The 13,233-nt window shown below is 65.4% G+C and carries 9 protein-coding genes and 1 tRNA gene; all 10 read left to right on the top strand.

The annotated features are described in order from the left end of the window. Window positions 1-771 (top strand): elongation factor Tu (locus tag EDC36_RS07885; protein WP_132962718.1); only part of this gene is annotated, 771 nt, incomplete at its 5' end. Between the two features lie 44 nt (window positions 772-815). Then, window positions 816-891: transfer RNA gene (locus EDC36_RS07890), tRNA-Trp, on the top strand. Window positions 892-995: 104 nt separating this feature from the next. Beyond that, window positions 996-1,376 carry a preprotein translocase subunit SecE gene (gene secE, locus EDC36_RS07895; RefSeq protein ID WP_132962719.1) on the top strand — a complete coding sequence of 127 codons (381 nt, stop codon included), beginning with the start codon at window positions 996-998 and terminating at the stop codon, window positions 1,374-1,376. Next, on the top strand, window positions 1,373-1,960 hold the full coding sequence (nusG, locus tag EDC36_RS07900) for a transcription termination/antitermination protein NusG (RefSeq protein WP_390616887.1): 588 nt from the start codon (window positions 1,373-1,375) through the stop codon (window positions 1,958-1,960). Before secE ends, nusG begins: the two co-directional genes overlap by 4 nt. Window positions 1,961-2,164: 204 nt before the next feature. Further along, complete coding sequence (rplK, locus tag EDC36_RS07905) at window positions 2,165-2,596, top strand: 50S ribosomal protein L11 (RefSeq protein WP_132962721.1); 432 nt, start codon at window positions 2,165-2,167, stop codon at window positions 2,594-2,596. Between the two features lies 1 nt (window position 2,597). Next, the gene (gene rplA / locus EDC36_RS07910; RefSeq protein ID WP_132962722.1) at window positions 2,598-3,296 is read left to right on the top strand and encodes a 50S ribosomal protein L1; all 699 of its coding nucleotides are present in this window, start codon (window positions 2,598-2,600) and stop codon (window positions 3,294-3,296) included. A 280-nt stretch (window positions 3,297-3,576) separates the two neighbouring features. After that, complete coding sequence (rplJ, locus tag EDC36_RS07915; protein WP_132962723.1) at window positions 3,577-4,092, top strand: 50S ribosomal protein L10; 516 nt, start codon at window positions 3,577-3,579, stop codon at window positions 4,090-4,092. Window positions 4,093-4,137: 45 nt separating this feature from the next. After that, window positions 4,138-4,512: a 50S ribosomal protein L7/L12 gene (gene rplL, locus EDC36_RS07920; RefSeq protein WP_132962724.1), complete on the top strand. Its 375-nt coding sequence runs from the start codon at window positions 4,138-4,140 to the stop codon at window positions 4,510-4,512. A gap of 274 nt (window positions 4,513-4,786) precedes the next feature. Continuing rightward, entirely contained in the window at window positions 4,787-8,902 is a 4,116-nt protein-coding gene (rpoB, locus tag EDC36_RS07925; protein ID WP_132962725.1) for a DNA-directed RNA polymerase subunit beta, read from the top strand. Between the two features lie 27 nt (window positions 8,903-8,929). Beyond that, window positions 8,930-13,123 (top strand): DNA-directed RNA polymerase subunit beta', encoded by a 4,194-nt coding sequence (gene rpoC, locus EDC36_RS07930; RefSeq protein ID WP_132962726.1) that lies wholly within the window; start codon window positions 8,930-8,932, stop codon window positions 13,121-13,123. Window positions 13,124-13,233 lie beyond the last annotated feature (110 nt).

Raw genomic sequence — 13,233 nt, forward strand, 5'->3', positions numbered from 1 at the left:
GTCGACGACGCCGAGCTGCTGGAGCTCGTCGAGATGGAAGTGCGCGAGCTGCTGTCCAAGTACGACTTCCCTGGCGACGACATCCCCATCATCAAAGGCTCGGCGCTCAAAGCGCTCGAAGGCGACAAAGGCGAGCTGGGCGAGCAAGCCATCATGAAGCTGGCCGAGGCGCTCGACAGCTACATCCCCACGCCTGAGCGTGCCATTGACGGCGCGTTCCTGATGCCGGTGGAAGACGTCTTCTCGATCTCGGGCCGTGGCACCGTGGTGACCGGTCGTATCGAGCGCGGCATCATCAAGGTCGGCGACGAAGTGGAAATCGTGGGCCTGCGCCCGACGCAAAAGACCACCTGCACCGGCGTGGAAATGTTCCGCAAGCTGCTGGATCAAGGCCAAGCGGGCGACAACGTCGGCATCTTGCTGCGCGGCACCAAGCGCGAAGAAGTCGAGCGTGGCCAAGTGCTGGCCAAGCCGGGCTCGATCACGCCGCACACGCACTTCATGGGCGAGGTGTACGTGCTGAGCAAGGAAGAAGGTGGCCGCCACACGCCGTTTTTCAACAACTACCGGCCGCAGTTTTACTTCCGCACCACCGACGTTACTGGGGCCATTGAGCTGCCCAAGGACAAGGAGATGGTGATGCCGGGCGACAACGTCACCATCACCGTCAAGCTCATTGCCCCCATCGCGATGGAAGAAGGTCTGCGCTTTGCCATCCGCGAAGGCGGCCGCACGGTGGGCGCCGGCGTGGTGTCCAAGATCATCGAGTGATCGACGTTTGACGTAGCCTGCCGCTACAATCGGCAGGCTGCTACAGGGGCATAGCTCAATTGGCAGAGCGTCGGTCTCCAAAACCGAAGGTTGGGGGTTCGATTCCCTCTGCCCCTGCCAGCCGGTAAGCGCACCAGCCGGTCCGTCTAGCCAAGCCCGCCGCGTCCCGACCGGACCGTTGCGGGCTTGATTTTCTGGTGCGATCGAATCGGGATAAGAGGACCATGGCCTCGACGGAAATCGAAACGGTCAGTCCGGCGGCTGACAAGGCCAAGCTCGCTGCGGCCGCGCTGCTGGCGGTGCTGGGCTTTGTGGCGTACTACCTGCTGCGCGCGCAAGGGGCGTGGGTGCAGTGGGTGGCGCTGCTCGTGGCGCTGGCCGCCGGTGTGGGGGTGGGCCTGACGGCCACCCCGGGGCAGCGCCTGATCGCCTTTGGCCGTGACGCGGTCAAAGAGGCGCGCAAGGTCGTGTGGCCCACGCGCAAGGAGGCGACCCAGGTCACCGGCTACGTGTTTGCGTTCGTCATCGTCATGGCGCTGTTCCTGTGGCTGACCGACAAACTGCTGGAGTGGGTGCTGTACGGCCTCATCCTGGGTTGGAGATGAACATGAGCGAAACCAATGCGCCGCAGCAGGGCATGAGCGCCGCGCCCGCCGAGGGCATGCGCTGGTACGTCGTGCACGCCTACAGCGGCATGGAAAAAGCCGCCGAGCGCAACATCCGCGAACGCGTGCAGCGCGCCGGCATGCAGCACAAGTTCGGCCGCATCCTGGTGCCCACCGAAGAGGTGGTGGAGATCAAAAACGGCGTCAAGCGCACCACCGAGCGCAAGTTTTTCCCTGGCTACGTGCTGGTGGAAATGGTGATGGACGACGACACCTGGCACCTGGTCAAAAACACCAGCAAGGTCACCGGGTTCGTCGGCGGCGCGCGCAACCGCCCCAGCCCCATCTCCGAGGAGGAGGTGCAAAAGATCATCGGTCAGATGCAAGAAGGCGCCGACCGCCCGAAGCACAAGATCGAGTTCGAGGTGGGCGAGCTCGTGCGCGTCAAGGAAGGGCCGTTTGCCGACTTCAACGGCACCGTCGAAGAGGTCAACTACGACAAGAACAAGCTGCGTGTGTCGGTGACCATCTTCGGGCGGGCCACGCCGGTCGAGCTGGAGTTCAACCAGGTCGAAAAGACCTGAGTGCACGCGGCGCAAAAATCGCTATAATCAAAGGTTCTTCGCCATCCGGCTTGGGTCGGGTGGCGTTTCGCTGTCGTCAACGGTTCGGGCGGCGGCGGCGTGGGTCGGCACGATCCGCGCGCGAAGGCGAGCCCTGGTGCGAGGAGGTGCGCGCCCCGGTGCGAGCGGGGGTGCCGCCGATGGAACTCGCGGGAGTCTACACACATGGCCAAGAAAATCGTCGGCTTCATCAAGCTGCAAGTGCCAGCGGGTAAAGCCAACCCCTCTCCCCCGATCGGTCCGGCGCTGGGTCAGCGCGGGCTCAACATCATGGAGTTCTGCAAGGCGTTCAACGCCCAGACCCAGGGCATGGAGCCGGGTCTGCCGTTGCCGGTGGTCATCACCGCCTACGCCGACAAGAGCTTCACCTTCATCATCAAGACGCCGCCGGCGACCACGCTGATCAAGAAGGCGATCAAGCTCGACAAGGGTTCGTCCAAGCCGCACGCGCAAAAGGTCGGTAAGATCACGCGTGCGCAGCTCGAGGAAATCGCCAAAACCAAGATGAAGGACATGACCGCCGCCGATCTGGACGCCGCTGTGCGCACGATCGCCGGTTCGGCGCGTTCGATGGGCGTGATCGTGGAGGGGCTGTGAGATGGCCAAGCTGACCAAGAAGCAAAAAGCCCTGCAGGGCAAGGTCGATCCGACCAAGCTGTACCCGCTGCCCGAAGCGCTGGGCATCGTCAAGGAGTGCGCCACCGCCAAGTTCGATGAGTCGATCGACGTGGCCGTGCAGCTCGGCGTCGATCCGCGCAAATCCGACCAGGTCGTGCGTGGCGCCGTGGTGCTGCCCAATGGCACCGGCAAAACCAAGCGCGTGGCGGTGTTCGCCCAAGGCGCCAAGGCCGAAGAGGCCAAGGCCGCCGGCGCCGACATCGTGGGCTTTGACGACTTGGCCGCGCAGGTCAAGGCCGGCAACATCGACTTCGACGTCGTCATCGCGGCGCCGGATGCGATGCGCGTGGTCGGTCAGTTGGGCCAGATTCTGGGTCCGCGTGGCCTGATGCCCAACCCCAAGGTCGGCACGGTGACGCCCGATGTGGCCACCGCGGTCAAAAACGCCAAGGCGGGCCAGGTGCAGTTCCGTGTTGACAAGGCCGGCATCGTGCACACGACGATCGGCCGCCGTTCGTTCGACGTGGACAAGCTGCAGGGCAACCTGGCGGCGCTGATCGAGGCGCTCAACAAGGCCAAGCCCGCTTCGTCCAAGGGGCAGTACCTGCGCAAGGTGGCGGTATCGTCGACGATGGGCGTGGGGGTGCGTGTCGATCCGCAGACCATCGTCGCGGGTTGACGGTGCAAGGATTCGGCGCCGCGGCGGCTTGCCGCGGCGGCGCCGGTGGTGGGTCCGCAGCCCCCGGGTGGGGTTGTGGAGCCATCCAAGACCGCTGGTGCGGGCCTGCCCGCCTAAATGCCCCCGTCAAGGGGCGGCCAGCGCAGATGGCGATCCCGCCGCGGATGGAATCGGGTGCCGGTCCGTACCAAGCCGGTGTGCGGTTTCCTGAAAACGGTTGATCGCTGCAATGGGGTGCATGCCCGCCGACGGTGGTGGGCGTGTTTTGAAGGAGTCAACCTTGAGTCTGAACCGCAGTGAGAAGCAAGCCGTCATCGACGAGGTGGCGGCGCTGGCCGCCAAGGCGCAGACGCTGGTGATGGCGGAGTACCGTGGCATCACGGTGGCCGATCTGACCAAGCTGCGTGTCGAGGCCCGCAAGGCCGGCGTGACGGTCAGCGTGTTGAAAAACACGCTGGCGCGCCGGGCCACGGCCGACACGCCGTTTGCCGTCGCGGCCGACCAGATGACCGGTCCGCTGATCTACGCCTTCTCGGAAGATGCCGTGGCCGCCGCCAAGGTGGTGGCCGAATTCGCCAAGACCAACGACAAGATGGTCCTGCGCGGCGGTGTCTACGCCGGCAAGGCGCTGGACGTCAACGGCGTCAAGGCGTTGGCCAGCATTCCCTCCAAGGAAGTGCTGCTGTCGCAGTTGCTCGGTTTGCTGCAGTCGCCCGTGTCGCGCCTGGCGCGCGTGGTGGCCGCGCTGGCCGAAAAGAAGGGCGAAGGCGCTGCCGCCGAAGCCCAGCCCGCGTAACGCATCGTTTCCTTCCTATCCACCCGATTTTCAGGAATCAGTACCATGGCTTTCAACAAAGACGAATTTCTGGCCGCTCTGGACACCATGACGGTGATGGAGCTCAACGACCTGGTCAAGGCCATCGAAGAGAAGTTTGGCGTGTCCGCCGCCGCGATGGCGGCGCCCGCGGCCGCCGCCGGCGCTGCTGCCCCGGCCGCTGAGGAAAAGACCGAGTTCGACGTGATCCTGAAGGACGCCGGCTCCAACAAGGTGGCGGTGATCAAGGCCGTGCGCGAAATCACCGGTCTGGGCCTCAAGGAAGCCAAGGACCTGGTCGACGGCGCGCCCAAGACCGTCAAGGAAGGCATGCCCAAGGCCGACGCCGAAGCGGCCAAGAAGAAGCTGGAAGAAGCCGGCGCCAAGGTCGAGCTCAAGTAAGCCGGCCGTGCCCGCAGGGCTGGGGCGTCCCCGCTGGGGTCCCCAGCCCTTTGGCGCTTGTCAGAGCGCACGGCCAAGCGGTTGGCCCGCCCCCCTGCAACCGCTTGGCCGTGTCTTCTGATTCCGACTGCAGCAAGACCGCTTGGTTCGGGCCCGCGTGCAACGCGCGGGCCGTCAGCCGACAGACCGGTGGGGGCCGGTCGCCAAGAATCCCAGCGGCCGCGCCGTGCGCGCGCCGCCGCCCAGTCGCCCAGACGTCTTGTCCGGAGTTCTCATGGCCCAGTATTCCTACACCGAACGCAAGCGCATCCGCAAGAGCTTTGGCAGCCGCGACAGCGTGTTGGAAATCCCCTACCTGCTGCAGATGCAAAAGGACGCCTACACGGCGTTTTTGCAGGCCGACGTGCCCCCGCGCGAGCGCAAGCCCGTGGGGCTGCAGGCCGCGTTCGAGTCGGCCTTCCCGATCGTGTCGCACAACGGCTTCGTGGAGATGAAGTTCGTCGAATACACGCTGGGCAAGCCGGTGTTCGACGTGCGCGAGTGCCAAATCCGCGGCCTGACCTACGCGGCGCCGGTGCGCGCGCGTGTGCAGCTCATCATCTACGACCGCGAGGCCTCCACCCCGCAGTCCAAGGTGGTCAAGGAGGTCAAGGAGCAAGAGGTCTACATGGGCGAAGTGCCGCTGATGACCGACAAGGGCTCCTTCATCGTCAACGGCACCGAGCGCGTCATCGTCAGCCAGTTGCACCGCTCGCCGGGTGTGTTTTTCGAGCACGACAAGGGCAAGACGCACTCCAGCGGCAAGCTGCTGTTTTCGGCGCGCATCATTCCGTACCGCGGCTCGTGGCTGGACTTTGAGTTCGACCCCAAGGACCTGCTGTACTTCCGCGTCGACCGCCGCCGCAAGATGCCGGTGACGATCCTGCTCAAGGCCATTGGGCTGACGCCGGAAGCGATCCTGGCGCACTTCTACGTCAACGACCACTTCCGCCTGATGGACAGCGGCGCGCTGATGGCGTTTGTGCCCGAGCGTCTCAAGGGTGAGGTGGCGCGCTTTGACATCACCGACCCCAACGGCAAGGTGGTGGTGGCCAAGGACAAGCGCATCACCGCACGCCATGTGCGCGAGCTGGAGCAGGCCGGCACCACCCACATCAGCGTGCCGGAGGACTACCTGATCGGCCGCGTGGTGGCGAAAAACATCGTCGATCCGGACACGGGCGAAATCATCGCGCGCGCCAACGACGAGCTGACCGAGACGCTGCTCAAAAAGTTGCGCGCCGCCGGTATCCAGGAGCTGCCCTGCATCTACACCAACGAGCTGGACCAGGGTCCCTACATCAGCCAGACGCTGCGCATCGACGAGACCGCCGACGAGTTCGCCGCGCGCGTGGCCATCTACCGCATGATGCGTCCTGGGGAGCCGCCCACCGAAGACGCGGTGCAGGCGCTGTTCCACCGGCTGTTTTACAACCCCGAGACCTACGACCTGTCGCGCGTCGGGCGCATGAAGTTCAACGCCCGCGTCGGCCGCGACACGCCCGAAGGCCCGATGGTGCTGACCAACGACGACATCCTGGCGGTGGTCAAGATCCTGGTGGACCTGCGCAACGGCAAGGGCGAGGTGGACGACATCGACCACCTGGGCAACCGCCGCGTGCGCTGCGTCGGCGAGCTGGCGGAAAACCAGTTCCGCACCGGGCTGGCGCGCATCGAAAAGGCGGTCAAGGAGCGCCTGGGGCAGGCCGAGCAAGAGCCGCTGATGCCGCACGACCTGATCAACTCCAAGCCGATTTCGGCGGCGCTGAAGGAGTTTTTCGGGGCCAGCCAGCTCAGCCAGTTCATGGACCAGACCAACCCGCTGGCCGAAATCACGCACAAGCGCCGTGTGTCGGCGCTGGGCCCGGGCGGGTTGACGCGCGAGCGCGCCGGCTTCGAGGTGCGCGACGTGCACCCGACGCACTACGGCCGCGTGTGCCCGATCGAAACGCCGGAAGGCCCCAACATCGGCCTGATCAACTCGCTGGCGCTGTACGCGCGGCTCAACGAATACGGCTTCATCGAGACGCCGTACCGCCGCGTGGTCGATGGCAAGGTGACCAACCAGATCGACTACCTGTCGGCCATCGAAGAAGGCAAGTACGTCATCGCCCAGGCCAACGCCGAGCTGGACGCCGAGGGCCGCCTGGTGGGTGAGCTGGTGTCGGCGCGCGAAAAAGGCGAATCGGTGCTGACCACGCCCGACCGCGTGCAGTACATGGACGTGTCGCCGGCGCAGATCGTGTCGGTGGCGGCTTCGCTGGTGCCGTTCCTGGAGCACAACGACGCCAACCGCGCGCTGATGGGCGCCAACATGTCGCGCCAGGCGGTGCCGGTGCTGCGTCCGGAAAAGCCGTTGGTGGGTACCGGCATCGAGCGCGTGGCCGCGATCGACTCGGGCACCGTGGTGGTGGCCAAGCGCGGCGGCGTGGTGGACTACGTCGACGCCAACCGCATCGTCATCCGGGTCAACGACGACGAGGCGGTGGCTGGCGAAGTGGGCGTGGACATCTACAACCTGATCAAGTACCAGCGCTCCAACCAAAACACCAACATCCACCAGCGCCCCATCGTCAAGAAGGGCGACCGCATCCACAAGGGCGCGGTGATCGCCGACGGCGCCTCCACCGACCTGGGTGAGATCGCGATCGGCCAAAACATGCTGATCGCCTTCATGCCGTGGAACGGCTACAACTTCGAGGACTCGATCCTGATCTCGGAGAAGGTGGTGGCCGAGGAGCGCTACACCAGCATCCACATCGAGGAGCTGGTGGTGATGGCGCGCGACACCAAGCTGGGGCCGGAAGAAATCACGCGCGACATCCCTAACCTGTCGGAGCAGCAGCTCAACCGGCTGGACGAGTCGGGCATCATCTACGTGGGCGCTGAGGTGCAGCCGGGCGACGTGCTGGTGGGCAAGGTCACGCCCAAGGGCGAGACCACGCTGACGCCGGAAGAAAAGCTGCTGCGCGCCATCTTTGGCGAGAAGGCCTCGGACGTCAAAGACACCTCGCTGCGCGTGGAGCAGGGCAGCCAGGGTACGGTGATCGACGTGCAGGTCTTCACCCGCGAAGGCATCCAGCGTGACAAGCGCGCGCAGCAGATCATCGACGACGAGCTCAAGCGCTACCGGCTCGACCTCAACGACCAGTTGCGCATCGTCGAGGCCGACGCCTACGATCGTCTGGAAAAGCTGCTGATCGGCAAAACCGCCAACGGCGGTCCGAAAAAGCTGGCCAAGGGCACGGTGCTGACCAAGGAGTACCTGGCCGAGGTCGACAAGCACCACTGGTTCGACATCCGCGTGGCCGACGACGACGTGGCGGCGCAGATGGAGTCGATCAAAAACGCGCTGGAGGCCACGCGCCACAAGTTCGACCAGGCGTTCGAGGAAAAGCGCAAAAAGCTCACCCAGGGCGACGAGCTGCCGCCGGGCGTGCTCAAGATGGTCAAGGTGTACCTGGCTGTCAAGCGCCGCCTGCAGCCCGGTGACAAGATGGCCGGCCGCCACGGCAACAAGGGCGTGGTGTCCAAGATCGTGCCGGTGGAGGACATGCCCTACATGGCCGACGGCACGCCGATCGACATCGTGCTCAACCCGCTGGGCGTGCCCTCGCGCATGAACATCGGGCAGGTGCTGGAGGTGCACCTGGGCTGGGCCGCCAAGGGGCTGGGCGAGCGCATCGCCGAGATGCTGCAGCGCCAGGCCGACGTGGCCGAGGTGCGCAAGTTCCTCGACACCATCTACAACGGCACCGGCCGCAAGGAAAACCTGGACGACCTGTCCGATGACGAGATCATCGCGATGGCGCGCGAGCTGACCAAAGGCGTGCCGTTTGCGTCGCCGGTGTTCGATGGCGCCAGCGAAGAGCAGATCCGCGCGATGCTGCGCCTGGCCTACCCGGACGACGTGGCCAAGGCCAAGGGCCTGACCGAGTCGCGCACGCAGGCGCAACTGTACGACGGCCGCACCGGCGATCCGCTGGAGCGCAAGACCACGGTGGGCTACATGCACTACCTCAAGCTGCACCACCTGGTGGACGACAAGATGCACGCGCGCTCCACCGGGCCGTACTCGCTGGTCACGCAGCAGCCGCTGGGTGGCAAGGCGCAGTTCGGTGGCCAGCGCTTCGGTGAGATGGAAGTGTGGGCGCTGGAAGCCTACGGCGCGTCGTACGTGCTGCAGGAGATGCTCACCGTCAAGTCCGACGACGTGCAGGGCCGCACCAAGGTGTACGAAAGCATCGTCAAGGGCGAGCACTCGATCGACGCCGGCATGCCGGAGTCGTTCAACGTGCTGGTCAAGGAAATCCGCTCGCTCGGTATCGACATCGAGCTGGAACGCAACTAAGAGTGCCGTTAAATCGAGGACGCAGCCATGAAATCCTTGCTCGACCTGTTCAAGCAGTTCACGCCCGACGAGCACTTTGACGCCATCAAGATCGGTCTGGCCTCGCCGGAAAAGATTCGGTCGTGGTCGTTCGGTGAGGTCAAAAAGCCCGAGACGATCAACTACCGCACCTTCAAGCCCGAGCGTGACGGCCTGTTTTGCGCCAAGATCTTTGGGCCCATCAAGGACTACGAGTGCTTGTGCGGCAAGTACAAGCGCTTGAAGCACCGCGGGGTGATCTGCGAAAAGTGCGGCGTCGAAGTGACCCAGACCAAGGTGCGCCGCGAGCGCATGGGCCACATCGAGCTGGCCGCGCCGTGCGCGCACATCTGGTTCCTCAAGAGCCTGCCCAGCCGCTTGGGGCTGGTGCTGGACATGACGCTGCGCGACATTGAGCGCGTGCTGTACTTCGAGGCCTACGTGGTCATCGACCCGGGCATGACGCCGCTGAAAAAAGGCTCGATCATGTCCGAGGACGACTACGACGCCAAGCGCCGCGAGTACGGTGACGAGTTCGTCGCCAAGATGGGCGCCGAGGGCATCAAGGAGTTGCTGCAAAACATTGATCTGGACCTGGAGATCGAAAAGCTGCGCAACGACCTGACCGGCTCGGAGATGAAGGTCAAGAAAAACGCCAAGCGCCTCAAGGTGCTGGAGGCGTTCAAGAAGTCTGGCATCAAGCCCGAGTGGATGATCCTGGAGGTGCTGCCGGTGCTGCCGCCGGACCTGCGCCCGCTGGTGCCGCTGGACGGTGGCCGCTTTGCGACCTCCGACCTCAACGACCTGTACCGCCGCGTCATCAACCGCAACAACCGCTTGAAGCGGCTGCTGGAGCTCAAGGCGCCCGAGATCATCGCGCGCAACGAGAAGCGCATGCTGCAAGAAGCCGTGGACAGCCTGCTGGACAACGGCCGCCGCGGCAAGGCCATGACCGGCGCCAACAAGCGCGCGCTGAAGTCGCTGGCCGACATGATCAAGGGCAAGAGCGGCCGCTTCCGCCAGAACCTGCTGGGCAAGCGCGTCGACTACTCGGGCCGCTCGGTCATCGTGGTGGGCCCCACGCTCAAGCTGCACCAGTGCGGCCTGCCCAAGCTGATGGCGCTCGAGTTGTTCAAGCCGTTCATTTTCGCGCGGCTGGAGCAAATGGGCATCGCCACGACGATCAAGGCCGCCAAGAAGGAGGTCGAGGCCGGCACCCCCATCGTGTGGGACATCCTGGAAGACGTCATCAAAGAGCACCCGGTGCTGCTCAACCGCGCGCCCACGCTGCACCGTCTGGGCATCCAGGCGTTCGAGCCGGTGCTGATCGAAGGCAAGGCGATCCAGCTGCACCCGCTGGTGTGCGCGGCGTTCAACGCCGACTTCGACGGCGACCAGATGGCCGTGCACGTGCCGCTGTCGCTCGAGGCGCAGATGGAAGCGCGCGTGTTGATGCTGTCGTCCAACAACGTGCTGTTCCCGGCCAACGGCGAGCCGTCCATCGTGCCGTCGCAGGACGTGGTGCTGGGCCTGTACTACGCCACGCGCGAGCGCATCAACGGCAAGGGCGAAGGCATGGTGTTTGCCGACGTCGACGAAGTTGAGCGGGCGCTGGCCGCCGGCGTCGTCGAGCTGACCAGCCGCGTCAGCGTGCGCCTGACCGAGTGGCTCAAGAACAAGGAAACGGGCGAGCTGGAGCCGGTGACCAAGCTGCGCGACACCACCGTGGGCCGCGCGTTGCTGTCGCGCATCCTGCCCAAGGGGCTGCCGTTCGAGCTGATCGACAAGCCGCTGAAGAAAAAAGAGATCTCCAAGCTGATCAACGCCTCGTTCCGCAAGTGCGGTCTGAAGGCCACCGTGGTGTTTGCCGACCAGTTGATGCAAAACGGCTTCCGGCTGGCCACGCAGGCGGGCATTTCGATTTGCATCGACGACATGCTGGTGCCGGCGGAAAAGCAAGCCATCATCGAGCGCGCCGAGGCCGAGGTCAAGGAGATCGCCCAGCAGTACGCCTCCGGTCTGGTGACGGCCGGTGAGCGCTACAACAAGGTGGTGGACATCTGGGGCAAGGCCGGTGACGAAATCTCCAAGGTGATGATGGAGCACCTCAAGAAGGAGAAGGTCGTCGACCGCCACGGCCGCGAGGTCGAGCAAGAGTCGTTCAACTCGATCTACATGATGGCCGACTCGGGCGCGCGTGGCTCGGCGGCGCAGATCCGTCAGCTTGCGGGCATGCGTGGCCTGATGGCCAAGCCCGACGGCTCGATCATCGAGACGCCCATCACCGCGAACTTCCGCGAAGGCCTCAACGTGCTGCAGTACTTCATCTCGACGCACGGCGCGCGCAAGGGCTTGGCGGACACGGCGCTCAAGACCGCCAACTCCGGCTACCTCACGCGCCGCCTGGTCGACGTGACGCAAGACCTGGTCGTCACCGAGGAGGACTGCGGCACCGCCAACGGCACGCTGATGCGCGCCATCGTCGAGGGTGGTGAGGTCATCGAAAGCTTGCGTGAGCGCATCCTGGGCCGCACCGCGGCCGAGGACATCGTCGACCCCGAGACGCAGCGCGTGCTGGTGCGGGCCGGCCAGATGCTGGACGAGGACGCGGTGGACCTGATCGAGCAAGCCGGTGTCGACGAGGTGCGCGTGCGCACCGTGCTGACCTGCGAGACGCGCTATGGCGTGTGCGCGCGCTGCTACGGGCGCGACCTGGGCCGCGGTGGGCTGGTCAACGTCGGCGAGGCCATCGGCGTGATCGCCGCGCAGTCGATCGGTGAGCCGGGCACGCAGCTGACGATGCGCACCTTCCACATCGGGGGCGCGGCGTCGCGTGCGGCGGTGGCTTCCAGCGTCGAGGCCAAGTCCAACGGCGTGGTGGGCTTCAACAGCACGATGCGCTACGTCACCAACGCCAAGGGCGAGCTGGTGGTCATCGCGCGTTCGGGCGAAATCATCATCCACGACGACAACGGCCGCGAGCGCGAGCGCCACAAGGTGCCGTACGGTGCGATCCTGGCGGTCAAGGCGGACCAGCGTGTCACCGCCGGCACCATCCTGGCCAACTGGGACCCGCTGACGCGCCCCATCATCACCGAGTTCGCCGGGGTGGTGAAGTTCGAAAACGTCGAAGAGGGCCTGACGGTGGCCAAGCAGGTGGACGAGGTCACGGGCCTGTCCACGCTGGTGGTCATCGACCCCAAACGGCGCGGCTCGACCAAGGTCGTGCGTCCGCAGGTCAAGCTGATCGACGCCGAGGGCAAGGAGGTCAAGATCCCGGGCACCGACCACGCGGTGACGGTGACGTTCCCGGTGGGTTCGCTGATCCAGGTGCGCGACGGCCAGTCGATCCACCCGGGCGAGGTGCTGGCGCGCATCCCGGTCGAAGGGCAAAAGACGCGCGACATCACCGGCGGTCTGCCGCGCGTGGCCGAGCTGTTCGAGGCCCGCTCGCCCAAGGACAAGGGCATCCTGGCCGAAATCACCGGCACCGTGTCGTTTGGCAAGGAAACCAAGGGCAAGGTGCGCCTGCAAATCACCGACCCCGACGGCAAGGTCTGGGAAGAACTCGTGCCGAAGGAAAAGAGCATCCTGGTGCACGAAGGCCAGGTGGTCAACAAGGGCGAACTGATCGTCGACGGCCCGGCCGACCCGCAGGACATCCTGCGGCTGCTGGGCATCGAGGAGCTGGCACGCTACATCGTTGACGAGGTGCAGGACGTGTACCGCCTGCAGGGTGTGAAGATCAACGACAAGCACATCGAGGTGATCGTGCGCCAGATGCTGCGCCGCGTCGAGGTCGACAACCCGGGCGACAGCCACTACATCGCGGGCGAGCAGGTCGAGCGCTCGGAAATCCTCAACACCAACGATGCGTTGCGCGCCGAGGGCAAGACGCCGGCCACGTTCAAAAACCTGCTGCTGGGCATCACCAAGGCGTCGCTGTCGACCGACTCGTTCATCTCGGCGGCGTCGTTCCAGGAAACGACGCGCGTGCTGACCGAGGCGGCCATCATGGGCAAGCGCGACGAGCTGCGCGGCCTGAAGGAAAACGTCATCGTCGGCCGCCTCATCCCGGCGGGCACCGGCATGGCCTTCCACGACGCGCGTCGCGCCAAGGAGCGCATGGACGAGGAGGAGCGCCGCGCCATCGCCGAGGCCGACTCGATGTCGCTGGCGCACGGCGACGACGACGCGGTCTGATGCGCGGTGGCCGGTGGGGGCTTGGCCCGCCGCCGGCCCCCGTGCTGCAGCCGAGCGACCACACCCCCGGCGCTGCGCTGGGGGTGTTGTTTTGTGCGCGTGCCGCGGCA

It is taken from the genome of Tepidimonas ignava (genome assembly GCF_004342625.1).
GTDB lineage: Bacteria > Pseudomonadota > Gammaproteobacteria > Burkholderiales > Burkholderiaceae_C > Tepidimonas > Tepidimonas ignava.

Coding starts and splice junctions, on each gene's coding strand:
- secE (WP_132962719.1), top strand. CDS start 996: ATGGCCTCGACGGAAATCGAAACGGTCAGTCCGGCGGCTGACAAGGCC.
- nusG (WP_390616887.1), top strand. CDS start 1,373: ATGAACATGAGCGAAACCAATGCGCCGCAGCAGGGCATGAGCGCCGCG.
- rplK (WP_132962721.1), top strand. CDS start 2,165: ATGGCCAAGAAAATCGTCGGCTTCATCAAGCTGCAAGTGCCAGCGGGT.
- rplA (WP_132962722.1), top strand. CDS start 2,598: ATGGCCAAGCTGACCAAGAAGCAAAAAGCCCTGCAGGGCAAGGTCGAT.
- rplL (WP_132962724.1), top strand. CDS start 4,138: ATGGCTTTCAACAAAGACGAATTTCTGGCCGCTCTGGACACCATGACG.
- rpoB (WP_132962725.1), top strand. CDS start 4,787: ATGGCCCAGTATTCCTACACCGAACGCAAGCGCATCCGCAAGAGCTTT.
- rpoC (WP_132962726.1), top strand. CDS start 8,930: ATGAAATCCTTGCTCGACCTGTTCAAGCAGTTCACGCCCGACGAGCAC.